Below are 26,677 nucleotides of genomic sequence, written 5' to 3' on the forward strand. Positions count from 1 at the left end.
AAACGTTAACTAAAGTGTGCTTTGCATGAAAAACGTTAACGGCGAGTTGGCGTCTCAAACAGCAGAAAATGGGCGTTAGTGCTGTGTTGGTGGGAGTGTTGTTGATGAGCTGGAGGGCGTTTCCGAATTCTGGTCGGTACGTTTCCGTCAGAGAGCGATCTCAGGGATCGTAGAAAGATTGTTACAAGAATGTCTACTTTAAATGTCGTGGCCGGTCAAGACATATTATTCATCTTGTGATGCCACCAAAGCTATATCGGAGGGAAAAAGAAGGTTGAAGAGGATGCCAAAGCTTTGGTCGATAGGGTATGGACCGGATTCACGGCGGCGCGCGAGTTGGTAACTCGCTCTGAACCGTGATATACGTTCACGCCATGGGTCATGCGGCTTTCCCTGTCGGCGCCTTTTGGTCCCTGCCGCATCATCCTGGGCAAGCAAGACGGATATGGTTCCAGCGCGGTTGGCCACAGTGAGGAAGTAGTGAACGAGTTCCGGGCAGTTGTCCATGGCGTAGTTGGCAACCTCAAGCAGCGTCTTGTGTCCAAAGCCAACCGGGTGGCCTGCTTGCGCTGACAAACACAGCCAGGCAAAGCGCAGAAGATCCCGTGTCGGTTCTGATTGAACAATAATACCTGCATCAGCCAGTTTGTTTATAAGGCGCTGACAGGCGTCATGGCGGGCCTCATCAGGGATGGCGTCATAGGTGAGCCAGAAGTCGATGAACTGCTCCCGTAACAGCTCCCGTGCTCGCGCCTCCTGCATTGCGACTACGGCAGCCCTGGCCGCCTCGTTGTCAAAGTAGAATACCCGTTGGCGCGGCAGGTCGATTGTCAATTCGGGAAAAGTTATCAGTCGTTCGCGCCACAGTTCTGGACCGTCAAGCTGTGGCTCCAGATAGAAACAGCGTAGAGTTAGGCAGCAGTGCTTCTGGGACAGCTCTCGCGTCTCGTCATCAACGACGAAAAGGTTGCTGTTGTTGGTGAAGAAGACATCATCCTGCATCTGGCGAGGGTCCACCTGTTGTGCCTCGCGAAATATCCAGAAGAGCAGGCCGCCGTTCTCGCGGTAGAACTGGTGCCGCTCTCGCATGACATTGAGGAAGGTGGTCGATAGCTGAACCTCGAAGGCGATCCGGATACCATCGCGAACAGCAGTTACGTCGGGGGTGCGCCACTTGGATTCGTCTACAACACCCCACCAGCGCTGTTCAACCGCGAGCGAGTCCGGAGCGACCTCCGGGTCGGCCTGCAAGCTTTCTTTAAGAAGCTTTTTAAGGCGCTGATGGTCGGCGCCTTCTTTCAAGCCATTGTAGCGCATGGCGTCAATGAGACGTTGGTTCCGGCCATCGCAGGTCTGGTAGGGACAGTCCCCGTCTCCTTGGTAGTGCCGAAAGAATCGGCGCCGACGCGGTGACATCCGTGGCTTTACCGGTCGATGGCAGGCCGCACAGCGGGCAATCGGATGCTCCGCAAGGATGGCGTCTTCGTAGGCACTCCGCATTTCGGCCCAGGCTCGGCGGTCGAGTAACAGAAAGTCGCTTGCAGGCTTGGTCTCACCGGTTTCACAGAGAATAACTGCGTCAATGAGTGGGGCTGTTACGCTATCAATCTCCTCTGTCTGCACGTTATGCCCCTCCATGCTCCAGTAATTGCACTTCCCGTGTAGCACAACCGAGAGACAGCTTACGTCATAAAACACCAACACGAAAGCAGAAATACCGCATGAACCATCTAGCTGACGGCATTATCTCGGCAGATAGTAGATGATATCCTCCACCTTCGCCGGCCCCTTGGCTATTCCGAGCCGCATGGCCGGCGTCTTGCCGTCCTCCCCCACCTTGACGTAGTTGTAGAACACCCGGAAAATCTCGATGACCTTGGCGATGTTTTCCGGCTTGTAGGGGCTGTAGCCATACCAGGTCCTGCCCATGGCACTGCTTGTCTTGATTGGACGCTCCAGAAGCGAAATACGGCGGCGCAGCTGCATGAAGAACCGGTCGATGCCGTGCAGCGACGCCTTGCTGTACAGCCTGGCGAGATGAAAGCTGCTGTACCGCCTGTCCTTCATGTCGGTCTGCCAGGACACCAGCTTCTCGGGTTCGTTCATTGGCGGCGCCGGGTAGTCCAGCCATTGATCCTTGAAGTTGCCAATCTCTCGCAGCTCCCCGTTTTCCAGCATTTCCTCAATCAGCAGCTGCCGCAGGCTGGTATCGGATATCTCCAACGGATGCTTCTTCTTGTCCCTGAAATCTTCAAGGTCGCGCTTGCCCCTCTGCACCAGATTCTGCCGCTGGTGGACGTTGAGGTCCTTGTTGATTGACACAAAAAAGACGTCACAGCGGGCATTCTTGACCTCTTCCGCGAAGGCCGCCAGGCAGGCGGCGCGAAGGCCCGGTTCTCGTTCTATGAAGAACCGTATCTTGCGCACGTTTGGCAGGAGCTTGTGCAGGAAATGCATGTGCCCGTACATGGTGTACTCAGCGTGGATCTGCAGTCCGTTGTTGGGTAGCTTGACGGCGGACGACATCTCTTCGTAGGCCTCGATGTCTTCACGGGCCTGGGCTGCATCATAGTCCTCCTTGAGCGCCTCCTTGAGCTTCTTGCCCTTTGTCGCCGCCTTGAGTCCTTTGGCATATGCTTTGGACTCGATGTAGTCGCAGGGCAGCCAGAAGCGGGCAAACCTCCTGAACGGTGGCAGAACATCTGCGTCATTGCACAGCCTTGCGTTCTTTTCTATGTCCGAGGACCTGAAACCAGGGTCAAAATTCAGATGCATGCCGAAAACAAAACCTGACTTGTTGTCGGCGCTGCCGAGTGCATTTAGCACGATGTTGCGCTTGTCGTTGGTGCTCGCCCAGTTAACTACATGGTCTTGTCGATCCAGCGAGATATATAGACGGTCTTTCTTCAACTCCATCAGCTTGCGTTCGTAGTTGCCGGCGAACAGGCGGCACTGCTTGTACAGGAAATCGATTTTCCTGTAGAGGGTGTGCATGTCCATGTCCAGGACCTCGCAGATCCGTTGGAATGGCATCTTGTTGACAATCAGTTTGAACAGCAGCAGGTTCTTGTAGGACGTGCTTTGGGGCTTTGTCGTCGTTGTCTTGATTGAAAAGGTTTTGCGACAGGCTTTGCACATGTAGCGCTCAGACTTACCTTTTGTGGCTCCATGATAGGTGTAAAGCCATTTCCAGTCAGCAACGGGCAGGTTGTATGTTGCGCATCCCTTTGTCCTGCAGGCTGGCGATTTGGGCGGCTTCAAATACGCTATCATGCGCTGGATCTCTTCGTTGACGCCTTTATTGCTCTTGACGGGAGGCCTTTGTTTGCAGATGTTGCACGTCATTTGGAGTATCTTGCGCCCGCCTTTACTGCTTTTGCCAACCGTATAGTTGTCCCTGTGCCGCCGACCGGTCGCCGCCCCCGGCGTAGCAGGCAATGTCAGGCCCTTGATGTTCTCCAAGGCCGGCACTCCAAAGTTCCTGCAAGACGGGTTCTTGCAGAAGTTCACCTGGATTCCTTCGCTGGCGGGCGGAACGCGCTGTCTGCGACTTGGTTTTTTCGGTGCTGACGTTGGTGATGTCGGCGCAGGCATAAAAAAATCCCCCTTTTGTCTGTTTGATTATCATATACAGAGAAAAGAGGGAAGGGTAAGCAAGGGGACAGAAAAAAAATAGCTCCCTCCAGAAGCGAAGGGAGCCATTTTTAATCGAAATCCATTACCACACGTTTAGCCACTGCCTTGCTTTGAAAGGACGGGGTTTTTTTGTGTCTCGCTGCTCCCGTGCCACGGGCATTGTCAGAGGATAGAAGATTCTCCGCTGTTTCTACTGCTGGTTCGGGGTAATGAAGATGGTAACCCGGCGGTTCAGCTGCCGTCCTGCTTCGGTGTCGTTGTCTGCCACCGGTTTGCTTTCTCCGTAACCGACGGTGGTGATGCGGGCGGGGTTCACCCCTTCGCCGACCAGGGCATTCTTCACGCTCTCCGCCCGCTTTTCGGACAGTTTCTGGTTGAGTTCCTCCGAGCCGGTGCTGTCGGTGTATCCGGCAACGGTCATGCGCGTCTCGGGATACTGGTTGAGGACCTTGGCGACACGGGATATCTCGTCGAAGGCTCCACCTTTGAGTGTCGAGGAATTGACGGCGAAGAGGATGTCTGATTTGAAGGTTACCGCCAGGGTGTCCAGATTGCGCTGTACATTTGCCCCTTCCACATTGGACAGGGTCTGGCGCATGGCCTCTTCCTGCTTGTCCATGTAATTTCCGATGAATCCGCCGGTAACACCCCCAACTGCGGCACCGACAGCGGCGCCAATGAGTGTCGAACCTGTGTCGCGGCCGATTGCCTGACCCAGAGCTGCCCCTGCAGCAGCGCCGGCACCGGTACCGATCGCGGCACCTTTTTGTGTTTTGGTCATTGGCTGGGCGCACCCTGCCAGCGTGGCGAGCATCATGAACATGCAGATTTGCGTACGCATACGGTCTCTCCTTGATGTGCTTTGCCGCCTTGTTGCTGGCGGATGGGAACTGCTTGACTGAAACAGGTATACCACCGGATTGTTGGTTATGCAAATCTCCCCGGATATCTTTTTCCTGTTTTCAGGGTACCGCAAACGTGCCGTAAACCGGGTTGGACAGCAATCCGCGCCAGTCGGTCAGATAGATGGTAAAAGTGTAGCCGCCGGGGAACAGGGTGATGTAGTCGATGCTGAAGAAGATAGTGCCGGCGGTGTATCCCGCGAACGACCGCAGGTCGGTGATGGTTCGGGAGACCTCCCTTCCTGCTCCATCGGAGACGATGACCGTCATGGTGTCCAGATCGGTGTCGGGCGCGGTAAAGTCGATGGTGCCGACGATAAACTTCTGCGCGGCATCCTTGTGAAACTGGAGCGCCGTGATCGATGGTGGATAGATCACCGGATCGGGTAACGGTACCGTCGCGGTGACCGTCACTTCGCCGCCGCATCCCGTGAGCAGAAAAAAGATCCCCGCGAGTAAGAAAAACCTGATTGTTTTCATGATGCCCCCCTCGGTTCCGGATATTTGCTGCTACGATACCAGAAGGAATGGGGGTTCGCCATGGACATCGCCATGCCTGCAACCCGATGTCGGGTACCGGAGTCGGCCGATTGCCGTGCAACTGCGGGGCTGGAATGGAAACAGCCCGGAAGTCCGGGCTATTTTAAACCATGCAGGTTCATGGTTGGAGTCGTCTACTCAGCCACCAGGATGCTGGTGATGTAGTACTCGGTCTCGCCAAAGCATCGGGTCGGCACACCCTTGTGTTGTTCATAGTGGAGCACCACCCGTTTCCCCATGGAGCGGTTGATCTGTTCGGCAACCGCATCGCTCCGGACGCTGAACATGAACTTCTCGGGGATTGAGCCCGGTACGGGGACCATGGCAAGTTCCCCTTCCCATGTCTTGCAGAGCCAACCCTTATGAGAGAACTTCTGGACGTAACCCGCACGTTCCCCGCTGGAAAAGCTCCAGGTCAGGGTAAACCAGGTGTAGCCGGCGGCGGCGCCGACGATGAGCACTACGACAATGAAGAACCAGAGGAGAATTTTTGATTTCTTGATGGGCATGGGGAGGAACTCCTTCCGTGTCAGGCATGATCAGATTCATGAGGTAGGTTTCACGTTGTGGAGGATACCCGTTTCTTCCATGCTGGTCAAGGGGAGAGAAAAACTGCGTCGAAGTGGCGTATTATTCTTCCGAGCAGATGAAGCGACGGCAGATATCGGGACGGTCCCCGTAAATGGCGCATCTCCCCTGGGAGAGGAACTCGCAGCCATTCTCGATGATCAGCTTGTGGTGCCCCGTCAGGGAGAAGTGGAGGCGGGTGGCCCCCAGGGCGAGCAGTCGCTCGTACTCGTCCCAGGTTAGTTCTACCGCGGGGAAAGAGCGGCAGCAGGCGCCGTCGCACCCTTTGCAGCGGTCGGGGTCATCGGCCGGCCGGTCGAGGAGCGCACCGTGAAGCTTCGTTTTCGAGCGTTCGCGCCAGAGCATGTCAGACTCCCGGACAGTGGTTGACGCTACATTCAGCCCGACCAGCCTCACTCCCTGTCGAGTGTGAGAAGAAAGGGGTTGAGGAGGTCGTTCTGATCGAGAAAACTCGTGGTTATCTCAAATCCCTGGGGGATGATGCCGCTTATGCCATGTTCCCGTTCCAGGTGGATGAGATAGGGGAGGTTGCCGTAGAGGGAAAACCCGTACCGGTTGGCCATCTCCCGCGCGATGTCCGTTTCCAGCGCCTGTCCCCGCTCCTGGGTAGCGGCCACGTAGTGGAGAGGAAAGGCGGTTACGGCCCGGTCGAGACTTTCGACAAAAGCCCGCTTTTCCTCCGGCGACAGTTGGGCAAAGTCGAGACCGCACCAGCGGCTTTCCCTGGTGGAGAGGAGGGCGCGGCAGGAAAGGGGGCGCTCCTGGTAGATGCCGCAGTTGCCGGTATCATCGAGAAACGGGCAGTGGCCGATCTCCTGCCGGTGCATCCTGAGATAGGACTTCAGGTCGGCAACCTCACGGACATGTGACAAGAGGCGGCCCGCGTGTCCCAGAATCCTGGCGGCCTGGGATTCGGAGAGGGTTGTTGAGATACGAAGCGCTTCGGGAAAGGTGCAGTTAACCGCCAGGGTACAGCAGTTACTGCACCCCTTGCCGCAGAAGAGCCTTCCTCCCTCTTGTGTGTACCCGTCGATCCACGACGCGATTTCGCTGTCGAAGAGGGCCTGCTGCTCACGTACCGCGTCGGTTAGGTGCTGCCACATGGTGTGCCTTTCCCTGGTGCAAGCTGGGGGGATGGAGAAAAGAGTAGCCGGATCGGCTGCGGAGGTCAAGGGGTATGCTGCTCTCCTGCATAGGGCGTTATTCTCCTTGACAGGGGTTCCCTAAAGCTGCTAGGGTCATTACTACTACAAGCGGTTCCCGGATAAACAACGAAATCATCGTAAGCCCCGGAATATCCCCGGGGCTTTTTTCTTGCGGAACACGGAAAGAAGGAAACCCAGATGCAGTTCAAGAAATTCAACCTCCACCCCAACGTGACAGCCGGCGTCACTGCGGCGGGTTACGTGGAGCCCACGCCGATCCAGACCCAGGCGATTCCATCCGTCATGGAAGGGCGCGACGTCATGGGGCTTGCACAGACCGGCACCGGAAAGACGGCCGCCTTCGCGCTCCCGATCCTGCACCGCCTCATGCAGGGGGGCCGCGGCCATGTCCGCGCCCTCGTCATCGCCCCCACCCGCGAACTGGCGGAACAGATCCATGAGTCCATCGTCGCCCTGGGGAAGCAGACCCGCATCCGGAGCGTCACCGTCTACGGCGGCGTCAACATCAATCCCCAGATCGACAAGCTGAAACGGGGCGTCGAGGTGGTCGTCGCCTGCCCCGGAAGGCTCCTGGATCACATTGGTCAGGGGACCATCGACCTTTCCCGGCTGGAGGTGCTGGTCCTGGACGAAGCGGACCAGATGTTCGACATGGGGTTTTTCCCCGACATCCGACGCATCCTCAAGCAGCTTCCCTCAAAGCGACAGACTCTCCTCTTCTCCGCCACCATGCCCGACGAGATCCGGAAGCTTGCCCACGAGGTCCTGACCGACCCGGTTACCGTCCAGGTGGGGAACACCGCCCCGCCGGTCACCGTCAGCCATGCCCTCTACCCGGTGGAGCAGCACCTCAAGACCCCGCTTCTCCTTGAACTTCTCCACCACACCGATACCGAATCGGTCCTCATCTTCACCCGGACCAAGCACCGTGCCAAGCGGCTGGGAGAGCAACTGGAGAAGGCCGGCTACAAGGCTGCCTCGCTCCAGGGGAACCTGTCCCAGAACCGGCGCCAGGCGGCGCTCGACGGGTTCCGGGACGGCACCTTCCAGATCCTCGTCGCCACCGACATTGCCGCCCGGGGAATCGACGTTTCCCAGGTCTCCCACGTCATCAACTACGACATCCCCGATACGGCCGAGGCCTACGTTCACCGCATCGGCCGGACGGGGCGCGCGGCAAAAAGCGGCGACGCATTCACCCTAGTGACCGGTGAAGACGGCGTGATGGTGCGCACCATCGAGCGGAAGCTCAATGCGTCCATCGAGCGTCGGACGGTGGAAGGTTTCGACTACAAGGTGCCCGCACCACGCAAGGACACCGAATTCGCCCGCCCGCCGCGGCAACCGATGCCGGGCCGCAAACCCCAGGGAGACAAGAAAAAAAGCCCACACAGCGCGACCTCTCCTAAGCCGGAAGGCGCAAAGCCCCATGTAGCTGGCCGGGGGGGACAGCAGCCGGGGGCGCCATCCCGGACCCACGTCAACCGGGCGCGCCGGGGGAACTGACCCGGTTCAGGAACGTCGCGTTGAATGATTCGCTGCAGACAGAAAAGCCCGCTTTTGGCGGGCTTTTTCGTTGGCGGGGAAAGGCGCTCATTGCAGGTATCCTTTCCTCTTCCTCCAGTCAGTACCGGTCAGTGAATGAAGCTGAAGAACGTTTTTGCTTCCCGTTCCGGGGGGGTGATGGTCCCTTTGCCCTGTTCCACCAGTTTCATCAGCCAGGCCATGTTCTTTCCCAGGACCCGCATGATCTGTACGCCCTCCATGTCCTGAGTCACCTCTCCCGGCACTCTGCCGTGAATCACATTCCAGTAGTTCGACGCCGGCATCAGCATTTCGGCGTAGTTCAGGAAGTTGTTCAGCTGGTCAAAGGTCGGCAGGCCGCCGGAACGCCGCACCGCAACCACGGCGGCTCCAACCTTGTGGCGGAGCATGCTGTCGTTGACACTGGTTACGAAGAAGGCGCGATCAAGAAACGATTTCATGGTCCCGCCGATGGCGGAGAAATGCACGGGAGAGCCCAGGATGATGCCATCCGCCCGTTTCATCTTCTGGATCCAGGCGTTCACCTCGTCACCGGGCAGCACGCACTGCTCATTCTTGTTCTTCACGCACTGGTAACAGGCGGTGCAGCCCCGTATCGCCTTGTTGCCCACATGCACAATCTCGGTCCCGATCTCCTCACTCTCCAGTTCCGCAGTCACCATCTTCAGCGCGTGCCACGTATTTCCTTCCTTGTTCGGACTGCCGTTAAATGCTACGACGTTCATACGTCCTCCTTTGTCGTGGTATTGTTCGAATACCTTTTCTTGCGACAGCATGTGCACTATCATTGCTCATAGACGACATGACGTCAATAGTCATGCGAGCCCCTGCGATTTTCAATCTGCAGCGGTACGGCGAAAGGAGACCCACTATGAACGATAGCAAGGTGATCACGGAGCACCTGCTGACCGGGACTGCTATTGCGGGCGTTCTGGACGAGCTGGCGACGCTCCGTCTCCATATCTTCCAGGAGTATCCCTATCTGTATGAGGGACGTCGGGAAGACGAGCTCACGTATCTGGAGACCTATGCCAAGACACCCGATGCCTGCGTCATTCTCGCCTGTGACAGGTCTGCCGTAATCGGGGGGGCTACCGGCATGCCGCTTGTCCACGAAGACACGCAGATACGCGGCGCCTTTGCCGATACACCACTATCGCTTGACGAAATGTATTACGTGGGGGAGCTGCTCTTCCGCCCCACCTACCGGAATTGCGGCCTGGGCCGGAAGCTGCTGGCCCGGCTGGAAAGCCACATCCGTTCTCTCGGTGGCTACCGCACACTCACCTGCGCGACGGTCGAGCGACCCGATGCTCACCCTCTGCGCCCCCGTGACTACATCCCCATCACACGCTTCCTCGCCCGCACCGGTTTTGTTCGCCTCCCCGGCGTGACCACGCACTTCACGTGGCGTGAGGCTGACGGTGTCAAACGGGATCACCCCATGCAGTTCTGGCTCAAGGAGCTGAGCTGATTGCTGTATGCAGTGAAGCGTGGCCGAACAACATGAAAAGCCCCCGTGGATTCCCTGCGGGGGCTTTTCTGTCAGTTGCGGGATAGAACCGTTCCTATTTCCCGAATACTTTCCGTAACAGTTCCGTGGCCCTGGCGGCAGGGTCCGTCCTGATCTTCTTCTCCTCTTCCCCCAGCATGGTGAAGAGCCCGTCCACTGCCCTGGTCGTCACGTAGTTGTCGATGTCGAACGACGTGCCGGTTACGAAGGGGAGCGCCCCGTAGTTGGCCATCATCCCTTTGTAGGCGCGGGTCGCACCGACCTGGTTCATGCTGTCGGCAATGACTGGTTTGAAGGCGGCCTGGATTTTTGCGCCGGTTTTGCCCTTGAAATAATCCGTTGCCGCCGTGTTTCCCCCCTGGAGGATATTCCGCGCGTCCGTAAAGGTCATCTCCTTCAGGGCGCCGACGAAATATTCCGTTGCCATGGGGGCTGCTTTTTCAGCCGCCCGGTTCATCCCCAGGACGACGTCGTCCACCTGCTGCTGATACCCCATCTTGCCGAGCAGGTCGGTGACATTGCGAATCTTTTCCGGCATGAGGATTTTTATCGCCTGGTTGCCGAAGTAGCCGTCGGTCTGCGCCACGGCCTTTACTGCCCGGTCGGTGCCGGTGGAAAGCGCCTCCTTGAGTCCCTTGACGATCGTTGCATCATCGAGACCGGTCTGCTGTGCGGACGGAACGGACGGGATACCGAGTTCCCTGGACAGATCGTCCAGGAATCCCGCCTGGCAGCCGGTGCTGATCAGCAGAGACAGTGCAATTATGAGCGGAAAAGGATGTTTTTTCATGGTGTTCTCCTTATGGTGACAGAAAGTGCCATTCCGTACAGAATTGTCACTGTCATAGTATGGATCAGGCGGGACGATTTGCAAGGAAGGAAGTGAAGGACAGCCAACGCAAGGTGTGGAGGGGCAGATAATGTGGCGGTGATTGGCTAAAGATGCCCGGCAGACCTGTCGAAGAGCGCATCCAGTGTGTCGAAATCGAATGCCGTGTCGGCCAGGTTTTGCACGAGGGTGATTTTTTCCGTGTCCTCCGCGGTCAGCTTGGAGACGTCCTCGGTGATGAGCCGGTGAAGTTCCGCGGTGGTATGGCTCTGGGTGCGCAGGTAGGGGATGTTGCTCCGGTCGAGTATCTGCTGGGTAATGTTTCCGACCGGGATGATCCCCGGGATGACCAGCCCGACGATCTTTTTCCGGTATTCGGGGATGTGATAGAGGTTTGCCAGGGTGACCAGCAGTTCGTCGCGGCTGCTGGTGACGATGAGGAGCGACGAGTCCTTCAGGAGCTCGGCGACCCTCTGGGTGGATGCGGCTCCGATCTGGACATGGTTGATGATCCGTCGGGCATCATGGGTATTGCCGTGAAGGGGGAGGTCGAGGAGCACGGAGACCCGGTGGAGTGTGGGGTTGGCCAGGATGGGCTGGTAATCGAATCCGGACAGGACCTGGAACGGTTCAGGGGCAAAAGCCCGGCGCAGGTAGTCGAGTGTCCGTTCGCGTTTTTCGGGAATCAGTTTGTTCGCCAGGATAGCGCGGACTTCAACCCCTTCCTTTTCGAAGAGGGCCAGGTTCGCATGGACGGAGTCCACCACGTTGCCGATGCCGCCACCGGTCACCATCAGCACCGGTGCATCGAGCATCCGGGCGATACGGGCATTGGACATGCCGATGACCGATCCGACCCCCACGTGTCCCGACCCCTCGATGATGAGAAAGTCGCATGTTTTCTCCAGTTCGGCGCAGGCGGCCAGTATTCGCCGTTGCAGTTCATCGGCCGGCAGTTCGCCGTCGATGGCCTTTCTGGTGGAGTCCGGGTGCAGGACCACCGGAGACATGAGGGGCAGATCCTTCGCCAGTCCGAACACCTGGGCCATGAGCGCAGCATCCTTGTCGACTTCGATACCGTTCATCACAGCCGGCTTGGGGCCCAGAGGCTTGATGAAGCCCAGACGGTCATATTTTTTCCGGGCCAGGTGCAACAGAAAAAGGCTTGTCGTCGTTTTGCCGATGTTCTGGCCGGTCGCGGCAATGAAAATCTTTCGGGTCATGGAATCCGCCTGTTAGCGAGAACTTTTCATCCCTTGCGAAGGTTGTGGCGTCTTTCTACTGTAAAAACGTTGTTATGAAAAAAGGCACGAATTTTGCTTTAAATGCTGGCGTTGAGCCAGTGGCTCTTCGATAACGCCAGAATTCGGTTGTTAACTGGATTGTGATTGGCAGTGGTGCATGGCACCCTGGACTTTTTTCTGATAAGTTTACTAAACAGGTTTGATTATACAACCAACAGACTAGGAATGTCTCCCATGGATGAATCCCATGAATATTCAAGGAAAATATGATGGTATGTGACGGAAAAGAATTCCTCTGCCATGCAAGACCAATGACCGCCAGAGCACGGGATGTCTCTCCACTTGGCAGTCGCGGATTTACGTTGATCGAACTTATCATTGTCGTTGCAATTGTAGGTATCCTCGCTACGATTGCCATGCCTTTGTATGGTCAGGTCAGGGAAAAGGCTAGGGTGTATCGTGCTGTAGCGGAGATACGCAACCTGGAAACGGAAATCCTCGCCCATTTCACGGAAAAGGGAGTTCTTCCCGTTTCGCTGAACGACATTGGACGGGGCAGTCTCCTCGACCCATGGGATCATCCGTACGAATATCGGCAGGTTGCCACTGCTGGCGCACTGCTGCGTAAACGCTTTGGCATGGCTCTGAACACGGAGTTTGACCTTTACAGCAAAGGCAACGATGGGGCGAGTGCCGCACTCATTTCCGATCCATCCAGTGCAGATGATGTTGTCCTTGCCAACGATGGTGGTTTTATCGGTCTGGCAGAAACTTACTGAGGAAGTTCTTGCGTTGCGTAGTTTGTCATGTATGTGACATTTTTTGTCGTAGAAATTTGGTACGCTGTGTAACAGCGACCTAAGAACGCCTGTGTCTGGATGGGCGAGAGAATCGAGTGGTAATCGCTCCATCATCACCCCCTAGTGAGAAGGTGACTAAAATATGAAGTGCATCTGCCCGAAATGCCACGCAAAGATACAGGTAGTTTTGCCCCAAGTCCCTGAAGAGGGGACCACCTCCACATGTACGGAATGCAAGGGTCGTTTCCTGGTATATCAGGAATCTTTTGGCGCGAGGGCATTACGGAAAACGGGTGAAATTTCCTGCGTCCAGTGTGGTAATGAACTTGGCCCCTCCATCAGTTGTGCCCACTGCGGAGCCCTGTTTCCCGAATATTATGTTGTGCAGTCCGGTCTCAAGCGGACAGTCAGAAAAACGGCTACCATCAAAGAGGATGGTTCTTCTCTCCGACCGGCTAAAGCGAAGAGCACGTTACCTCTGCCAGGGCAAAAATCGTCACCTGCAGTAGTGCAACCACTTGAAAAATCTCCGAAACTTTTCCTGATGATAGTGGGCGTCATTGCCCTTCTTGCTCTGATGGTGGGGGGGGGGACGGTTTACAATAACAGGCAAAAGGAACAAAAATTCGCGAAAAATTACGTCGTGGCACTTTATGGTATAAAATCGGGGTCCGATATGAGCCTCGCGAAGTGTGCGAAGCTTTCTGCCGATTGGAAAGCCAAACTGGATGGAGGGCTAAATTTCACTCCCCGTATCAGCCCGGAAGATGAGTCTGATATCGATACCGTGAAGAATGAAATTGATGCAGTGATGCAGAAACTGACTCAGCCACCGCGGAAGTATACCGCTGCCAACGAAAAACTGAATAACCTTTACGGCGTCTACACCAGGATGAATGCCAACGCCATGGCTCCTTCCTCCTCCTGGTCGAACTTCAACGATTCAACAAATAAACTGGAGAATGATTTCAATGCGGCGGCACAGGATCTCAAGTCAAATTTGCCGGAAGGACTAAAGGAAGAAGTACGAAACGTTGTGACGAGGTATAAGAGCCTTAAATTCATAATCGAATAACAGGGGGCTTGTCGAAGCAATTAAAAGGGGGGCTTGTCGCTCAATAGAGCGGCAAGCCCCTTTGTGTTTTGCACGGTCTGTGCACGGCTACTTGTTGTGCCCTCTCCCCTTACCCTTGCCGGGACCATAGCCTGCCGGTCCGGCGGGACTGTTCGCCGGTTGGCCGCTCAGGACGAAATCACCCCGTTTGAGAGCATGGAATTCCCGCGATCCCGGCTTTATCCCCAGGCTTTTGGCGATCACGCCCCAACCTTTTCCCTGTTTGGACTGATAGACCTGCATGACCCTGTCGGGAGGGACGTTTGCCATCTGGCCCAATTGGTAGATCATGAAGGCGTCGGCTGGGTCTTTTACCGTGCCGATGACGGTGTTTACCTGGGCGCCGGGAATCCCGAACTGGGCACTGATCCGGCCGGCGAAACCGGAAAGGTCGGCCCTCGCCTGGATATTGAGGTTGGAGAGGAAACCGTCGAGTCCACCCGCTCCTGCTGCCGCGCCAGTGAAAGCCAGGACAGCCAGTGCTGCAAGAAGGAATTTTTTCATCCTCTTCTCCTTATGAAAGTGGTTATGGCGAGAAGCCACGTTGGTTAAAAAAGAGTAGGGGAGTAAACGGGGAGAGTCAAGGAGAAAAATCGTGAAGTGTGGCGGCTCCCGCTCTGACGGACATACCCCTGCCCCGTGCCGCCGAGGAATTGAAAAGGAAAACTGTTTTCAAAAACTGCGGACTTCTGGTATGATGTAACCAGGAAAGATGAAAGAGAGGGGGTTCGTACCATGAGGACCAGTGATTATGACAGGGTATGCTACCTGACCGAGCAGAGGGACGAACGGATTCCTTTGAGAAACCTGCGTACCGGGCAGGTCGGTTATAGTTTCGGATGTACCCATGAAGGGGCGACTGTCCAGGTGAAGCTCGAGAGTGGTGAGCTGGATTCGTGGGGGATGGATGAGTGCAGTGAAGTGACCCACTGACGGGTGGTGTGGAAGCGAAGAAAAGGGGGGAGGGGCCGGTGCGGACTCTCCCCCTCTCATGTTCAGAGCATGAGGATCTTGTCCCGGAATATCAGTATCTCCAGGGCCAGGGTCGCCTTGGTCAGGAGTTTCTGCAGGTCGGGGACCATGGCGCTCAGGTCTTCCGCTCCCTCGGCATAGACGATGTTGACCAGCCGTCCTCCGATGAGGAGCGGCATGAGGAGTACTGCCGCCGGCTGGCCACCGCCGAGGGCATCGTTGAGCAGGTGATTGAGGGGGGTCTCCTGCAGCGGCCCGAGGTAAACGCCTGCACTGTCGGCGACGGTCTTCAGGACGGACGGCTCAGTGAGGGGGAAATGCAGCTTGTCGAGTCCGGTGATGGTCATCTGCCGGTCAAACCCCTTCCAGAAGATGGCCGTATGGTTCTTGACCCTGAAGAGCGCTACCCGTTTCAGCTTGCTCCCCAGTTCGGTCATCAGCAGATCGGCGATATCCTCGCTGCTTTCGGCATAGGCAAGACCCCGGGAAACCGCATCCGGCTCGAACCGGCGGATCTGTTCCGACCATGTGCCATCCTCGACTATTTCAAGATCTTCCAGAAACTCTTCCGGCTGCTCTTGCGGGTGCTCCTGTTCCATCTCCTGTGATGAGGGGGGTGGAGTCACGGGTGGCAGCGGTGCTTGCTCCGTCTCCGGCTGCGTCGCCGGTTCCGGTGCGGCAGGTACCGGCTTCTGAACCGGCTCCGCCGGGAGAGGGGGGACTGGCGGAGGGACGATTGGGAGCGGCTGTGTCGGTTGGGCCGCGGCAGCCGCCAGTTTCTTCGCTTCGATGATTTCAATGATGTGCTGATAGCGGGGGGGCATGTCCGCCTGGTAATACTTGCTGAGAGCCTGGGCGAGTCTGACCTCGGGGGTAATGAGGGGGCGGATGATAAAACCGGTGATGAAGCCGATCTCGTCGATGGCCTTCAGGTCCGCCGGATCGGACATGACCAGGCTGAGCCGTTTTTTTTCGAGTTTAAGGGGGATGACGCCATATTTGACGGCCAGGTCCCGGGGGAGCAGGTCGATGGTTTCCTGGGGGATGGTCAGGAGCTGCTTGGGGGATACGTAGGGAACCGAGAGTTTGTTGCTCAGAAAACGGGCCAGTTCCTCCTCGCTGATGTACCCCAGTTCGATGAGGCTGGTTCCGATCTTGCCACCGAAGATGACGCGGTTTTTCAGGGCGTCGTCAAATTGAACACGGGTTATGAGACCGGCGTTGAGCAGCATGTCGAGCAGCGTGATTGCCACGTTGTGCCTCCTTGGGGTCACGGATGTGCGAACGGGCCTACTATACCATAAATCCGATGAATTGACACCGTTGTTGCGGCAGTTTCCTTGCCACTTCTATGCATGACGGGAAACGAAGTCCATGATACCAGTCAGGGTCATTTCCACGGCGATTGCCGTCAGGATCATTCCCATCAGCCGTTCCAGGGCGATCAATCCCCGGTCTCCCAGAAACCGCTCCAGTTCTCCCGAGAGAAGCAGCACGCAGCCGGTGGCCAGCCAGGCAACGATGAGTGCCAGAAGCCATTCCGGCCAGCGGAGGGGTTCCCTGCTTGCCAGCAGCATGACGGTCGCCAGCGCCGAAGGGCCGGCTATATAGGGAATTGCCAGGGGGACGACGAACGGCTCGCGATTCGTGATGCGCTCTTCGAATCCGGCCTGGCTCGGAAAGATCATCTTGATGGCGATCAGGAGGAGGATTATCCCCCCGGCGATGGTGAGGGAGGGGCCGGAGATGTGGAGAAGCTTGAGAAGCTGGGGGCCCAGGAAGAGGAACAGGACCAGTACGCCGAGGGCAATGAACAGTTCCCGCACGATGACCGGTCTCCACCGTTCGGCGGGAACATCCTTTAACGCCGCTATGAAAAACGGGATGTTCCCCAGGGGATCGAGGACCAGTATGAGCAGGATTATGGTGGAAATCAGGGTCATGGTGATGCCGGCCTTTCACGGCAGGGTCACGGAGAGTAGCAGCCTGTTGGCGGTTTTCACGTCCTTGGTTCGGTCCTGGTGATCATACTGAGATGGTCGAGCCCCAGCAGCTCCTTTGCGTCTTTCATGGCGGAGGCGTAACCCTCCCTGCAGTGTTGCAGGATTCTATTCGGCGTGCCGTCCTCCTGCCACGGCCAGCCGGTCCGCACCAGCATGATCAGGAGCATTTCAAGCTCATCCCGCCTTTTCCGCAGTCCGGCTATCTCGTCTGCCGCCTCGGCCATAAGCGACCGGTCCTGAGGACCAGCTTTCAACCGTTCCAGAATATCCGACATGGCACTCCTCCGATCCGTCGTCACGCCTTATTCTTCCACTCTCCGCTTTTCATAGCTCGGCCAGAATTCGCCGTTGAGCGCCCTGACAAGCGCCATGAGTATCTGGTCCTGCTTTTCACGGGGGTAGTTGTAGCCGCCGCTGACGCTGCCGTTGCTGCCGAGGCTCAGACCTCCCACGGTCCAGCTTCCCCACGAGGAGTTGCTCCAGGTGGTGGCGCCGCTGGCGGTCTCCCAGAGCTTGGCGCTTATCCGGCCGTCCACCTTGGCCTTGACATTGGCCGAAAGCGCTTTCAGGTCGGTGGCAAACTTGACATCGGATTGGGGCTCCGACAACTCGACGGTGCCGGTTATTACCGCTGCCACGCCAAACTGGTCGCCGATGGCCTTGATGGCCTTGAAGTCGAGTTCCTCGTATCCCGCCTCTTTCAGGACGGTTGCCTGGCTACCGAGTTCCAGGATGCGGATCCCCGGCTGCGCCCCGTGGAGGTTGTCGATGAATTTTCTCGTGGCGTCGGCTCCCAGCCTTGGTGGCCGCGAAGCGAACTCGACCAGGCCAATTGCCGGGTAATTTGCCAGGTCGACGCGGGGGGGGAGGGTGACCGTCACTGTCCGTGCGCAGCCGGCAAGTGCCAGTACTGCTACTGCAAGGGCCGACAGCCGTAATCTCTTCCTCAACGAAAACGGTGCCATCTTCATGCGTTGCTCCTTCATTAAGGGTATACGCCATGTGTTAGCAGGATTTTAACGTAAAAGCAAGAAAATGGGGGTGAAACGGATATTGTTGAGGCGGGGCTGGCGAGGGAACATGGGGATGGGTGTGACGTAAAAACAAAAGACCCCGGCTGTCAGGCGACCGGGGTCTTTTGTCGTTAGCCGTGAAGTTACAGCCCGAGCTGCTTGAAGAAGTCATTCCCCTTGTCATCCACCAGGATGAATGCCGGGAAGTCCTCCACCTCGATCTTCCAGACCGCCTCCATCCCCAGTTCGGGGAAGTCGATGCATTCTACCTTCTTGATGTTCTCTTCGGCCAGCACCGCTGCCGGTCCACCGATGGATCCAAGATAGAACCCGCCGTATTTCTTGCAGGCATCAGTTACCTGCTGGCTCCGGTTCCCCTTGGCGATCATGATGAGCGAACCGCCTTTGGACTGGAGTTCGTCCACGTAGCTGTCCATCCTGCCGGCCGTGGTGGGGCCGAAGGAGCCGGATGCCTTCCCTTTCGGGGTCTTGGCCGGGCCAGCGTAGTAGATCGGGTGTTTGAGGAGGTATTCGGGGAGCGGTTTGCCGGCGTCCATGATCTCCTTGAACTTGGCGTGGGCGATGTCGCGGCCGACGACGATGGTGCCGTTCAGGAGCAACGGGGTGGAGACCGGGTGCTTGGAGAGCTCGGCCAGGATCTCTTTCATTGGCTTGTTGAGGTCGATTTTCACGCCATGTCCGTGCTTGCCCCGGTACTGCTCGGGGATGAGGCGGCCGGGGTTACGGTCCATTTCCTCGACGAACAGTCCGTCCTTGGTGATCTTTGCCTTGATGTTACGGTCGGCGGAGCAGGAGACCGCCATGCCGACAGGGCAGGAGGCACCGTGGCGCGGCAGACGGATGACCCGGATGTCGTGGGCGAAGTACTTGCCGCCGAACTGGGCGCCGATACCGAGTTTCTGTGCTGCGACCAGGAGCTTGTTCTCCAGTTCGATATCCCGGAACGCCTGGCCGTGCTCATTCCCCGTGGTGGGGAGGGCGTCCAGGTCGTGGGCGGAAGCGAGTTTGACGGTCTTCATGCAGGCGTCTGCCGATGTGCCGCCGACAACGATGGCGATGTGATAGGGGGGACAGGCGGCGGTCCCCAGATACTTCATCTTGTCGACGAGGAACTTCTCCAGTTTTTCAGGGGTAAGGAGCGCCTTGGTCTCCTGGAAGAGCATGGTCTTGTTGGCGGAACCGCCACCCTTGGCCATGAAGAGGAACTTGTAGTAATCGCCGTCGGTGGCCATGATATCGATCTGGGCCGGCAGGTTGGTGCCGGTGTTCTTCTCTTCGTACATGTCCAGGGCCACGGTCTGGGAGTAGCGGAGGTTTTCCTCGGTGTAGGTCTTGTAGATACCCTTGCTGAGCCACTCCTCGTCTTTAACGCCGGTCCAGACCTGCTGGCCCTTTTTGGCGACGACGGTGGCGGTGCCGGTGTCCTGGCAGACGGGGAGCTCGAAGTTGGCGGCGATCTCCGCGTTGCGCAGGAACGCCATGGCAACGCCCTTGTCGTTCATTGATGCTTCCGGGTCGCGGAGGATCTTGGCCACCTGCTCGTTATGCTCGGGGCGGAGGAGGAAAGAGACGTCCCGCATCGCCTCATTGGCCAGGATGGAGAGCGCCTCGGGACAGACCCTGACCACATCCTTGCCGGCAAACTTGTCCACTTCCACGTATTTCTCCGAGCCTTCGATCTTGCGGTACTTGGTCTCGTCTTTGCCAAGGGGAAACGGGTCCTGATACTTGAATTCGGGAGTTGCCATAATCTGTGAATCTCCTTTCCGTGGGATATGAACTGCAGAGGAATTGCTTTGCGTTCGATACTCTTCGCCGGGAAGAGGTGACAGGGGCGGACGGACATACTGCAAAGTGTATACAGTATGCTGTCCCGTCATACTATTGGAAAAATTTGATTTTGTCGAGAGAGAATTGAAGCATAAAAAGAGCAGTAGTATGTCATCTTTTTAAAGGTATACTACGTTACAACTATGCAGAGCAAGGGATGGGAGAATCGTCCATGGTGATGGAATTCTTCGAAAAACTTCCGAGATGGGTAATTGTGACGAGTGGGGTGTTTCTGATAGGTGTGATCGGTGCCGTCGACTATCTGACCGGGGATTACTCCGTGCTTGTTTTTTATGCCCTGCCGATTTTCCTCGTTACCTGGTTTGCCCGCCTCTGGCCGGGAATAGCCCTTTGCTTCCTTGCGGGAGTCGCGCGGTTCAGCGCTGATCTGTCGCTCACTGAAAGCGGGAGCCACCACATCTGGAATGCAGTACAGGATATGATGTTCCTTCTCATCGTTGCGGTGCTCATCGCTTTCCTGCACAGGGCTCTGGAGTAAGGACGCTGTCGCGGTAGGCCTGGCCCCTCCCGGATTTTGAACGAAAAAAAGCGCGGAGCATGGAGCTTCGCGCTTTTTTTCATACCATGGAAACCGCTGTCTACTGGCCCAGGGCCACCTTGAGGTCTGCTTCCGGGGTGGTGATGGGGCCGAGGTTGAAGTTTTCCACCAGGAAGTTGAGGACGTTGGGGGTGATGAAGGCCGGCAGGGCCGGGCCGATCTTGATGTTCTTGATCCCCAGGTGGAGAAGCGACAGGAGGATGACTACTGCCTTCTGCTCGTACCAGGAGAGGATGATGGAGAGCGGCAGGTCGTTGACGCCGCAGTTGAAGGCGCCGGCCAGGGCCAGGGCGATCTGCAGGGCCGAGTAGGCGTCGTTGCACTGCCCCACGTCCAGAAGTCGCGGGATGCCGCCGATGTCGCCGAACTCCAGCTTGTTGAAGCGGTACTTGCCGCAGGCCAGGGTCAGGATGACGCAATCGCTCGGGACCTTCTCCGCCAGTTCAGTGTAGTAGTTGCGTCCCGGTTTGGCGCCGTCGCAGCCGCCGATGAGGAAGAAGTGCTTGATGGCGCCCGCCTTCACCCCGTCAATGACCTTGTCGGCGACGCCGAGGACGGCATCATGGCCGAAGCCGGTGAGGATCTCCTTGTCCGGAGCATCGGCGAGGTCGGGGCATTCCAGGGCCTTGTTGATTACCTCGCTGAAGTTCCAGCCGGTGATGTGCTTGATACCGGGCCACCCCACCTGTCCCCAAGAGAAGAGGCGGTCCTTGTAGGAGTCGGCCGGCCGCTGGATGCAGTTGGTGTTGAAGATGATGGCGCCGGGGAAGTTGGGGAACTCCTTGTGCTGGTCCTGCCATGCGCCGCCAAAGTTACCGTAGAGATGGGAGTACTTCTTCAGTTCCGGGTAGGCGTGGGCCGGAAGCATCTCGCCATGGGTGTAGATGTCGATCCCTTTCCCCTCGGTCTGCTTCAGGAGCTCTTCCAGCATGCGCAGGTCGTGGCCGGAGACGAGAATTCCCTTGTTCTTCCTGGTGCCGAGCTGGACCTTGGTCGGGACCGGCTTGCCGTAGTGGGCGATGTGCCCCTCGTTGAGCATCCCCATTACCTTGATGTTCAGCTTGCCGCACTCCATGGCGAGGCCGACGAAGTCCATGAGCCCCTTGGAGGTGTCAGCGGTGGCGGCCAGCGCCTTGTGGAAGAAGGCGAAGACTTCCTCGTCCTTTTTACCGAGGATGAAGGCGTGGTCCGCATAGGCGGCCATCCCCTTGAGCCCGTAGATGAGGATCTCGATAGCGGAGAGGACGTCCTGGTCACTGTTTTGGGTGTTGATGCCGTGCTCTTTCCCCTGCTTGACGAGCCCTTCCAGGTTGTCGGCGATGACCCAAGCGGCGGGACCGGTGGTGATGGCAGGGGCGCTGGCGCCGTTCTTGGTGCGGTAGGCGGTTTCGTAGATCGCCTTGATCTTTTCCTTGCTGTCGTAGCATTTGCGGAGCTTGCCGGCGAGGCTGACCGGGTCGAAGTCCACGTTGGTGACGGTGGTGAAGAGACCCTCGATCAGGAACAGGTCGACCGTCTCGTCCTTGGCCCCCAGTTCCCGCGCTTTGTCGGCGTAGATGGCGATACCTTTCAATCCGTAGAGCATCAGGTCCTGAAGGGCAGCGACTTCCGGATTCTTGCCGCACACACCGATCACTTCGCAGCCGGTTCCCTTTGCTGCCTGTTCACACTGGTTACAAAACATTTCTGACATGGACTTCCTCCTTGGTAGAATAGTGGGGGGATTCCCCCGCGTGTAGGTTGAGGGCTCTTCGATTATAGCCCGTCGGCGTTGTTTTGCAACGTTGCCTGGTACCGAAAGTATACCGACCGGATGTCTAAATCCTTGACCTTGGTCAAGAGTCAGCAGAAAGTGAAAATAATGAGGCGTTGCGACGACGAGCGCACGTAGTACGCTGTTGGCAGGGAGAAGGGGGAAGCATCATGGAGAGCGACCGGATCAAATGGGACGACCGCTACGCGGGGGAGGGACTGGCCATGGGGGAAGCTCCGTCCCGTTTCCTGGCGGAGCGGGTAGGGGAGATACTCTCCCTCTGCCCGGGACGAACGGCATTCGATATCGCCTGCGGGGAGGGGCGCAACAGCATCTTCCTGGCCCGTCACGGCTTCCGGGTGACGGGGGTGGACATTTCACCGGTGGGGCTGGCCAAGGGGAGGGAGCGGGCAACGGCGGAGTCCCTTGTCGTCGATTTTCTGCAGGCCGACCTGGAAACGTACCGCTTCACCGCCACCTACGACCTCATCGTCAACATCAACTTTCTGCTGCGGGAGCTGATTCCGCCGGCCGTGGCCGCCCTCAATCCCGGCGGGCTGTTCCTCTTCGAATCGATTCTCGATACCCCCACCCTGCAGGGGTACCATACCAAGCGCTTCCTCCTCCAGCCGGGGGAACTGCGACAGCTGTTCGAGGGCTTTGAAGGGGAGATACTTCAGTGCGAGGAACTTCCCGACGCGGAAGTCCCCGTGGCCCGGCTGATCTTTCGGAAGATCAAGGCCGGGAACATTGCGACAACCCTGTAACGAGCAACGACTGAGGTCAGGCAAGGGGTAACAGAGAGATTCCCGCCGGTTTGCGCAGAATATCAAAATGGCTGTCCAGCGTTGCCACTGGGATTTTGGCAGATGCAGCGGCAACGGCGATGAAGCAGTCCGACAAACCGACCGTCATCCCTTTGCGGCGCAGCTTGTAGGAGAGCTTTCCGGCAGCGGCCCACAACTCGGGTGATTCAGGGATGAAGGTGAATACGTGCAGGAAATCCTCCAGAACGGCAAGTTCCTTGTCGGACTTGGCTCCCTGCATCAGTTCGGCAAGGATGACGCCGCAGCAGACAACCTGCCCGTCGTCCATAAGTTGGCCGACGATGCCGTGATACGGTTCGTTCTTGCGGAAAAATTCAATCCAGACCGAACTGTCGACCAGCACCCTAGCCAAGGCGGCGGTCTCCATGGCGCAGGTCGTCGGCAGTCGTGGTGAACTCCATCTTTCCGGCCATTGCCTTGATGCGGGCCAGCTTGCGCTGGCGGATTTCGTCTTTGACGGCGGTCAGGACCGCTTCGGTCTTGCTTCTGGCTCCGACCAGCTCCACCAGTTCGGTCAGCAGGTCTTGAGGCAGGGTAACGGTTGCACGTTGCATGGCAGGCCTCCTTTTGCACAAATCATGATACTATTTTTGTGCTAGATATCAACACAATATTTGATTTGATAAATATGGTATATAGACCAGAGGTCCGCCATCGCTGTTCGATCTGCCTGAAAAGATAGCGGTAAAAAGCCCCGCATGGAAAATTCATGCGAGGCTTTGTTTGTGGTAAGTATTTTTCAGTTAATTAGGTCAGGTTCCAGACTATCATTTCCCAGATATCTTTCCAGTTCTTCCCCACCTCGGTGACCACGGTCGGTTCGAAACCGCAGTGCATCATGCACTGGGCGCACCGCTCGTCCTTGCCGACCCCGTACTTGCTCCAGTCGGTCTTTTCCATCATCTCCCGGAACGAGGAATAGTGGGTGTCGGTGATGAGGTAGCAGGGGGCCTTCCAGCCGCGGGGGTTGCGGGTCGGATTCCCCCACGGGGTGCACTCCAGCTTCCGCTCCCCCTTGAGGAACTTGAGGTACATGGGGGTGGAGTAGAAGCGGAACCGCTTGCTCATCTCGTAGACCTGCTCGAATTTTCGCTCGATCTCCCGCCGCTCCAGGAAAAGCTTTTCGCCAACCGCCTCGTAGCCGAAGCCGGGAGCCACCAGGATGCCGTCCACCCCCAGGTCGGTCAGCTGGGAGAAGAGCATCTCGATTTCCACGAGGTCGGTCTCCTTGAAGATGGTGGTGTTGGTGCAGACCCGGAAACCCCGCTCCTTGGCCTTGGCGATGGCCGCCATGGCGGTCCGGAAGGTCCCCTTCCGCTCCAGGATCCGGTCGTGGGTCTCCTCAAGGCCGTCCATGTGGACGTTGAGGGTGAAGTTGGGGTGGGGTTCCATGCTCTCCAGGGCCTTTTCCAGGAGCAGGCCGTTGGTGCAGAAATAGATGTGCTTCCCCCGGGCCAGAACCCCCTTGATGAGGTCGAAGATGGGGGGGTAGAGGAACGGCTCGCCGCCGGTGATGGTGACCACCGGGGCCGGGCATTCGTCGACCGAGGCGAGGCACTCCTCCAGGGACATTATCTCCTGGATGGTGTCGGCGTACTCGCGTATCCGCCCGCACCCGGAGCAGGCCAGGTTGCAGAGGTGAGTCGGCTCCAGCATCAGTACCAGCGGGTATTTGTCGATCTTGTTCAGCTTGTTGGCGATGATGTATTTGGTGAGGTCGTAGTTCAGTTTCCAGGGAAAACGCATTGATGAAAAATCCTTTCAATTCTTTTTGACGCGAAGGCGCAGAGACGCAGGGAAAAGCCTTTCTTTGCGCCTCCGCGTCTCTGTGTCAGAAGGGTTGATTTATTTTATTCTTGCCAGTGTCGGCCTGTTTTTTTGGCTGAGGAACGCCTCGACACTGGCGGCGATACCGGCGGCGTCGAGGCCGAGATCGGCACGCAGCTGAGGCTGGGGCCCCTGTTCGATGTACCGGTCGGGGATGCCAAGCCGTTTGACCCTCACCCCCGTGACCCCTTCCTGTTCCAGGAGTTCCAGGACCGCGGAACCGAAGCCCCCCTGCAGGGCGTTTTCCTCCACGGTAATGAGGCAGCCGGTCCGGCTGGCCGTCGCCAGGATCAGCTCCCGGTCCAAAGGCTTGACGAACCGGGCGTTGATGACGGTGGCCCGGATACCCCGCTCCGCAAGCATCGTCGCCGCTTCCCGTGCCGGATAGACGGTGCAGCCGATGGCGATGATGGCCACATCATCGCCATCCACGAGCATCTCCCCTTTGCCGAGGGGGAGTTGCGCAATCTCCTGGTCCAGCCGGACCCCGTAGCCGTTGCCGCGGGGATAGCGGAGGGCGACGGGGCGGTCCGCATAGATGGCGGTCTTCAGCATGTGCTGCAGCTCGTTTTCGTCCTTCGGCGCCATGAGGGTCATTTCCGGCAGGTGGCGGAGATAGGAAATGTCGAAGACGCCGTGGTGGGTCGGACCGTCGTCCCCCACGAGCCCCGCCCGGTCCATTGCCAGGGTGACGGGGAGCTTCTGCAGGCAGATGTCGTGGAATACCTGGTCGTAGGCCCGCTGCACAAAGGTCGAGTAGATGGCGGCCACCGGCCGGAACCCGTCGGCGGCGAGTCCGGCCGCGAAGGTGAGGCCGTGCTGCTCGGCGATCCCCACGTCGAAGAACCGTTGCGGGTATGCCCTGGCAAAGGGGGTGAGCCCGGTGCCGTCGGGCATGGCGGCGGTTATGGCGACGATTTTCGGGTCATCGTCGGCCAGCCTGACGAGCGTTTCACCGAAGATGCCGGTGTAGGACTTGGCTCCCCCCTTGACGGCGGTTACCTTGCCGGTCGCCACGTCGAAGGGGCCGACGCCGTGAAACAGGGCCGGATTCTCCTCCGCAGGCTGATACCCTTTCCCCTTGGTGGTCATGACGTGGATCAGGACCGGCCCCTCCAGCCCGCGCGCGTTTTCCAGCATTTCGATCAGATGGGGTAGATTGTGCCCCTGGAGGGGACCGAAGTAGTCGAAGCCCAGGGCCTCGAAGAGGGCGCCGGGGGTGAGGAACCCCTTGAGGGAGTTCTCCGCCTTCCGGGCGAAATGGAGGATGTTGCCGCCGATGGCGGGAATCCCCTCCAGAAGTTCCTTCATCTCCTTTTTCAGGTCCCGGTAGTAGTTGCCGGTCAGCTTCTTGGAGAGGAAGCTGGAGAATGCCCCGACGTTTTTGGAGATGGACATCTCGTTGTCGTTCAGGATGACGATCAGGTTTTTCTTCAGGTGCCCGGCCTGGTTGAGGGCCTCGAAGGCTATACCGCCGGTCATGGAGCCGTCGCCGATGACGGCAATCACCTTGCTGTCACTTCCCTGCAGGTCCCGGCCGACTGCCATGCCGAGCCCGGCGGAGATGGAGGTGGAGGAGTGGCCGGCGCCGAACGCGTCGTGGGGAGACTCGGACCTTTTGGGGAAACCGCTGATCCCCTGGTACTGGCGCTGGGTGTAAAACCGGTCGCGGCGGCCGGTGAGGATCTTGTGGGTGTACGCCTGGTGTCCCACGTCGAAGATGATCCGGTCGGCCGGGGAGTTGAAGCAGTAGTGGATGGCCAGGGTGAGTTCCACGCATCCCAGGTTGGATGCCAGGTGGCCGCCGGTCCGGGAAACATTGGCCAGCAGGAACTGGCGGATTTCGGCGGCCAGCTCCGCCAGTTTTTCCTGGGGCAGTTTTTTCAGGTCCGCGGGACTCTCTATCCGATCGAGCAATGGGTACATGAATGTTCTCCTCAAACCTGCCACGTTCGTCATTCGATGTTTAGAACGCTGAACGTTGAACCTTGAACG

28 protein-coding genes are annotated in these 26,677 nt (G+C 57.9%); 7 read left to right on the plus strand and 21 right to left on the minus strand.

Annotated elements, in window-relative coordinates; all coding sequences use genetic code 11:
• Positions 1 to 225 precede the first annotated feature (225 nt).
• The 7 genes from KI810_RS14540 to KI810_RS14570 form a co-directional block, all read right to left on the minus strand.
• Positions 226 to 1,623, minus strand: a complete 1,398-nt coding sequence (locus KI810_RS14540; RefSeq protein WP_214176293.1) for a DUF6035 family protein — start codon at positions 1,621 to 1,623, stop codon at positions 226 to 228.
• 120 nt (positions 1,624 to 1,743) lie between these two features.
• The gene (locus tag KI810_RS14545; protein ID WP_214176294.1) at positions 1,744 to 3,138 is read right to left on the minus strand and encodes a hypothetical protein; all 1,395 of its coding nucleotides are present in this window, start codon (positions 3,136 to 3,138) and stop codon (positions 1,744 to 1,746) included.
• Positions 3,139 to 3,826: 688 nt separating this feature from the next.
• On the minus strand, positions 3,827 to 4,477 hold the full coding sequence (locus KI810_RS14550; RefSeq protein ID WP_214176295.1) for a YiaD family glycine zipper/OmpA-like lipoprotein: 651 nt from the start codon (positions 4,475 to 4,477) through the stop codon (positions 3,827 to 3,829).
• A gap of 121 nt (positions 4,478 to 4,598) precedes the next feature.
• Positions 4,599 to 5,018, minus strand: coding sequence for a hypothetical protein (locus KI810_RS14555; RefSeq protein ID WP_214176296.1), 420 nt, complete (start codon positions 5,016 to 5,018; stop codon positions 4,599 to 4,601).
• Between the two features lie 194 nt (positions 5,019 to 5,212).
• A complete protein-coding gene (locus KI810_RS14560; RefSeq protein WP_214176297.1) occupies positions 5,213 to 5,587 on the minus strand; it encodes a hypothetical protein in 375 nt (124 codons plus the stop codon).
• A gap of 121 nt (positions 5,588 to 5,708) precedes the next feature.
• The gene (locus KI810_RS14565; protein ID WP_214176298.1) at positions 5,709 to 6,011 is read right to left on the minus strand and encodes a YkgJ family cysteine cluster protein; all 303 of its coding nucleotides are present in this window, start codon (positions 6,009 to 6,011) and stop codon (positions 5,709 to 5,711) included.
• A 47-nt stretch (positions 6,012 to 6,058) separates the two neighbouring features.
• On the minus strand, positions 6,059 to 6,769 hold the full coding sequence (locus KI810_RS14570; protein WP_214176299.1) for a YkgJ family cysteine cluster protein: 711 nt from the start codon (positions 6,767 to 6,769) through the stop codon (positions 6,059 to 6,061).
• Positions 6,770 to 7,009: 240 nt separating this feature from the next.
• On the opposite strand from KI810_RS14570, the gene KI810_RS14575 reads away from it, so the two are divergent.
• Complete coding sequence (locus KI810_RS14575) at positions 7,010 to 8,338, plus strand: DEAD/DEAH box helicase (protein ID WP_214176300.1); 1,329 nt, start codon at positions 7,010 to 7,012, stop codon at positions 8,336 to 8,338.
• A gap of 128 nt (positions 8,339 to 8,466) precedes the next feature.
• Here KI810_RS14575 and KI810_RS14580 read toward each other — a convergent pair whose 3' ends face one another.
• Positions 8,467 to 9,102, minus strand: a complete 636-nt coding sequence (locus KI810_RS14580; RefSeq protein WP_214176301.1) for a flavodoxin family protein — start codon at positions 9,100 to 9,102, stop codon at positions 8,467 to 8,469.
• A 146-nt stretch (positions 9,103 to 9,248) separates the two neighbouring features.
• Here KI810_RS14580 and KI810_RS14585 point away from each other — a divergent pair, with 146 nt between their 5' ends.
• On the plus strand, positions 9,249 to 9,851 hold the full coding sequence (locus KI810_RS14585) for a GNAT family N-acetyltransferase (protein ID WP_214176302.1): 603 nt from the start codon (positions 9,249 to 9,251) through the stop codon (positions 9,849 to 9,851).
• Positions 9,852 to 9,945: 94 nt separating this feature from the next.
• On the opposite strand, the gene KI810_RS14590 is transcribed toward KI810_RS14585, so the two are convergent.
• Both KI810_RS14590 and KI810_RS14595 read right to left on the minus strand, forming a co-directional pair.
• Positions 9,946 to 10,680 (minus strand): DUF4197 domain-containing protein, encoded by a 735-nt coding sequence (locus KI810_RS14590; protein WP_214176303.1) that lies wholly within the window; start codon positions 10,678 to 10,680, stop codon positions 9,946 to 9,948.
• A gap of 146 nt (positions 10,681 to 10,826) precedes the next feature.
• Positions 10,827 to 11,942, minus strand: coding sequence for a phosphotransacetylase family protein (locus KI810_RS14595; RefSeq protein ID WP_214176304.1), 1,116 nt, complete (start codon positions 11,940 to 11,942; stop codon positions 10,827 to 10,829).
• Between the two features lie 332 nt (positions 11,943 to 12,274).
• Between KI810_RS14595 and KI810_RS17505 the strand changes: the two genes are divergently transcribed.
• Together KI810_RS17505 and KI810_RS14605 are read left to right on the plus strand one after the other, a co-directional pair.
• Complete coding sequence (locus KI810_RS17505; protein ID WP_281412620.1) at positions 12,275 to 12,742, plus strand: prepilin-type N-terminal cleavage/methylation domain-containing protein; 468 nt, start codon at positions 12,275 to 12,277, stop codon at positions 12,740 to 12,742.
• A gap of 163 nt (positions 12,743 to 12,905) precedes the next feature.
• Positions 12,906 to 13,838 (plus strand): hypothetical protein, encoded by a 933-nt coding sequence (locus tag KI810_RS14605; RefSeq protein ID WP_214176305.1) that lies wholly within the window; start codon positions 12,906 to 12,908, stop codon positions 13,836 to 13,838.
• 87 nt (positions 13,839 to 13,925) lie between these two features.
• Here KI810_RS14605 and KI810_RS14610 read toward each other — a convergent pair whose 3' ends face one another.
• The gene (locus KI810_RS14610) at positions 13,926 to 14,381 is read right to left on the minus strand and encodes a hypothetical protein (RefSeq protein ID WP_214176306.1); all 456 of its coding nucleotides are present in this window, start codon (positions 14,379 to 14,381) and stop codon (positions 13,926 to 13,928) included.
• A 231-nt stretch (positions 14,382 to 14,612) separates the two neighbouring features.
• On the opposite strand from KI810_RS14610, the gene KI810_RS14615 reads away from it, so the two are divergent.
• On the plus strand, positions 14,613 to 14,810 hold the full coding sequence (locus KI810_RS14615) for a hypothetical protein (protein ID WP_214176307.1): 198 nt from the start codon (positions 14,613 to 14,615) through the stop codon (positions 14,808 to 14,810).
• A gap of 62 nt (positions 14,811 to 14,872) precedes the next feature.
• Here KI810_RS14615 and KI810_RS14620 read toward each other — a convergent pair whose 3' ends face one another.
• From KI810_RS14620 to KI810_RS14640, 5 genes are all read right to left on the minus strand, one after another.
• The gene (locus KI810_RS14620) at positions 14,873 to 16,102 is read right to left on the minus strand and encodes a GspE/PulE/PilB domain-containing protein (RefSeq protein ID WP_214176308.1); all 1,230 of its coding nucleotides are present in this window, start codon (positions 16,100 to 16,102) and stop codon (positions 14,873 to 14,875) included.
• Between the two features lie 96 nt (positions 16,103 to 16,198).
• Entirely contained in the window at positions 16,199 to 16,792 is a 594-nt protein-coding gene (locus tag KI810_RS14625) for a MarC family protein (protein ID WP_214176309.1), read from the minus strand.
• Between the two features lie 56 nt (positions 16,793 to 16,848).
• The gene (locus KI810_RS14630) at positions 16,849 to 17,127 is read right to left on the minus strand and encodes a hypothetical protein (RefSeq protein ID WP_214176310.1); all 279 of its coding nucleotides are present in this window, start codon (positions 17,125 to 17,127) and stop codon (positions 16,849 to 16,851) included.
• A 27-nt stretch (positions 17,128 to 17,154) separates the two neighbouring features.
• On the minus strand, positions 17,155 to 17,823 hold the full coding sequence (locus KI810_RS14635) for a hypothetical protein (RefSeq protein WP_214176311.1): 669 nt from the start codon (positions 17,821 to 17,823) through the stop codon (positions 17,155 to 17,157).
• Positions 17,824 to 18,008: 185 nt separating this feature from the next.
• Entirely contained in the window at positions 18,009 to 19,634 is a 1,626-nt protein-coding gene (locus tag KI810_RS14640) for a fumarate hydratase (RefSeq protein WP_214176312.1), read from the minus strand.
• A 254-nt stretch (positions 19,635 to 19,888) separates the two neighbouring features.
• Between KI810_RS14640 and KI810_RS14645 the strand changes: the two genes are divergently transcribed.
• Positions 19,889 to 20,215, plus strand: a complete 327-nt coding sequence (locus tag KI810_RS14645) for a hypothetical protein (RefSeq protein ID WP_214176313.1) — start codon at positions 19,889 to 19,891, stop codon at positions 20,213 to 20,215.
• A 100-nt stretch (positions 20,216 to 20,315) separates the two neighbouring features.
• Here the strand turns inward: KI810_RS14645 and hcp are convergent, their stop codons facing one another.
• Entirely contained in the window at positions 20,316 to 21,959 is a 1,644-nt protein-coding gene (gene hcp, locus KI810_RS14650) for a hydroxylamine reductase (RefSeq protein WP_214176355.1), read from the minus strand.
• Positions 21,960 to 22,198: 239 nt separating this feature from the next.
• Between hcp and KI810_RS14655 the strand changes: the two genes are divergently transcribed.
• The gene (locus KI810_RS14655) at positions 22,199 to 22,795 is read left to right on the plus strand and encodes a class I SAM-dependent methyltransferase (RefSeq protein WP_214176314.1); all 597 of its coding nucleotides are present in this window, start codon (positions 22,199 to 22,201) and stop codon (positions 22,793 to 22,795) included.
• A 16-nt stretch (positions 22,796 to 22,811) separates the two neighbouring features.
• Here KI810_RS14655 and vapC read toward each other — a convergent pair whose 3' ends face one another.
• The 4 genes from vapC to dxs form a co-directional block, all read right to left on the minus strand.
• Complete coding sequence (vapC, locus tag KI810_RS14660) at positions 22,812 to 23,198, minus strand: type II toxin-antitoxin system VapC family toxin (RefSeq protein ID WP_343213514.1); 387 nt, start codon at positions 23,196 to 23,198, stop codon at positions 22,812 to 22,814.
• A gap of 1 nt (position 23,199) precedes the next feature.
• Positions 23,200 to 23,409 (minus strand): DUF2191 domain-containing protein, encoded by a 210-nt coding sequence (locus KI810_RS14665; RefSeq protein ID WP_214176316.1) that lies wholly within the window; start codon positions 23,407 to 23,409, stop codon positions 23,200 to 23,202.
• Between the two features lie 193 nt (positions 23,410 to 23,602).
• Entirely contained in the window at positions 23,603 to 24,601 is a 999-nt protein-coding gene (gene hpnH, locus KI810_RS14670) for an adenosyl-hopene transferase HpnH (RefSeq protein WP_214176317.1), read from the minus strand.
• A gap of 99 nt (positions 24,602 to 24,700) precedes the next feature.
• Positions 24,701 to 26,608: a 1-deoxy-D-xylulose-5-phosphate synthase gene (dxs, locus tag KI810_RS14675; RefSeq protein WP_214176318.1), complete on the minus strand. Its 1,908-nt coding sequence runs from the start codon at positions 26,606 to 26,608 to the stop codon at positions 24,701 to 24,703.
• Between the last annotated feature and the right edge of the window lie 69 nt (positions 26,609 to 26,677).

This window comes from Geomobilimonas luticola (assembly GCF_018476905.1).
In the GTDB taxonomy this organism is placed as follows: domain Bacteria; phylum Desulfobacterota; class Desulfuromonadia; order Geobacterales; family Geobacteraceae; genus Geomobilimonas; species Geomobilimonas luticola.

Excerpts from the sequence above, each read along its gene's own strand:
- KI810_RS14545 (WP_214176294.1), bottom strand. The coding sequence starts at position 3,138 with ATGTGCAAAGCCTGTCGCAAAACCTTTTCAATCAAGACAACGACGACA.
- KI810_RS14550 (WP_214176295.1), bottom strand. The coding sequence starts at position 4,477 with ATGCGTACGCAAATCTGCATGTTCATGATGCTCGCCACGCTGGCAGGG.
- KI810_RS14555 (WP_214176296.1), bottom strand. The coding sequence starts at position 5,018 with ATGAAAACAATCAGGTTTTTCTTACTCGCGGGGATCTTTTTTCTGCTC.
- KI810_RS14560 (WP_214176297.1), bottom strand. The coding sequence starts at position 5,587 with ATGCCCATCAAGAAATCAAAAATTCTCCTCTGGTTCTTCATTGTCGTA.
- KI810_RS14565 (WP_214176298.1), bottom strand. The coding sequence starts at position 6,011 with ATGCTCTGGCGCGAACGCTCGAAAACGAAGCTTCACGGTGCGCTCCTC.
- KI810_RS14570 (WP_214176299.1), bottom strand. The coding sequence starts at position 6,769 with ATGTGGCAGCACCTAACCGACGCGGTACGTGAGCAGCAGGCCCTCTTC.
- KI810_RS14575 (WP_214176300.1), top strand. The coding sequence starts at position 7,010 with ATGCAGTTCAAGAAATTCAACCTCCACCCCAACGTGACAGCCGGCGTC.
- KI810_RS14580 (WP_214176301.1), bottom strand. The coding sequence starts at position 9,102 with ATGAACGTCGTAGCATTTAACGGCAGTCCGAACAAGGAAGGAAATACG.
- KI810_RS14585 (WP_214176302.1), top strand. The coding sequence starts at position 9,249 with ATGAACGATAGCAAGGTGATCACGGAGCACCTGCTGACCGGGACTGCT.
- KI810_RS14590 (WP_214176303.1), bottom strand. The coding sequence starts at position 10,680 with ATGAAAAAACATCCTTTTCCGCTCATAATTGCACTGTCTCTGCTGATC.
- KI810_RS14595 (WP_214176304.1), bottom strand. The coding sequence starts at position 11,942 with ATGACCCGAAAGATTTTCATTGCCGCGACCGGCCAGAACATCGGCAAA.
- KI810_RS17505 (WP_281412620.1), top strand. The coding sequence starts at position 12,275 with ATGACCGCCAGAGCACGGGATGTCTCTCCACTTGGCAGTCGCGGATTT.
- KI810_RS14605 (WP_214176305.1), top strand. The coding sequence starts at position 12,906 with ATGAAGTGCATCTGCCCGAAATGCCACGCAAAGATACAGGTAGTTTTG.
- KI810_RS14610 (WP_214176306.1), bottom strand. The coding sequence starts at position 14,381 with ATGAAAAAATTCCTTCTTGCAGCACTGGCTGTCCTGGCTTTCACTGGC.
- KI810_RS14615 (WP_214176307.1), top strand. The coding sequence starts at position 14,613 with ATGAGGACCAGTGATTATGACAGGGTATGCTACCTGACCGAGCAGAGG.
- KI810_RS14625 (WP_214176309.1), bottom strand. The coding sequence starts at position 16,792 with ATGACCCTGATTTCCACCATAATCCTGCTCATACTGGTCCTCGATCCC.
- KI810_RS14630 (WP_214176310.1), bottom strand. The coding sequence starts at position 17,127 with ATGTCGGATATTCTGGAACGGTTGAAAGCTGGTCCTCAGGACCGGTCG.
- KI810_RS14635 (WP_214176311.1), bottom strand. The coding sequence starts at position 17,823 with ATGAAGATGGCACCGTTTTCGTTGAGGAAGAGATTACGGCTGTCGGCC.
- KI810_RS14640 (WP_214176312.1), bottom strand. The coding sequence starts at position 19,634 with ATGGCAACTCCCGAATTCAAGTATCAGGACCCGTTTCCCCTTGGCAAA.
- KI810_RS14645 (WP_214176313.1), top strand. The coding sequence starts at position 19,889 with ATGGTGATGGAATTCTTCGAAAAACTTCCGAGATGGGTAATTGTGACG.
- hcp (WP_214176355.1), bottom strand. The coding sequence starts at position 21,959 with ATGTTTTGTAACCAGTGTGAACAGGCAGCAAAGGGAACCGGCTGCGAA.
- KI810_RS14655 (WP_214176314.1), top strand. The coding sequence starts at position 22,199 with ATGGAGAGCGACCGGATCAAATGGGACGACCGCTACGCGGGGGAGGGA.
- KI810_RS14665 (WP_214176316.1), bottom strand. The coding sequence starts at position 23,409 with ATGCAACGTGCAACCGTTACCCTGCCTCAAGACCTGCTGACCGAACTG.
- hpnH (WP_214176317.1), bottom strand. The coding sequence starts at position 24,601 with ATGCGTTTTCCCTGGAAACTGAACTACGACCTCACCAAATACATCATC.
- dxs (WP_214176318.1), bottom strand. The coding sequence starts at position 26,608 with ATGTACCCATTGCTCGATCGGATAGAGAGTCCCGCGGACCTGAAAAAA.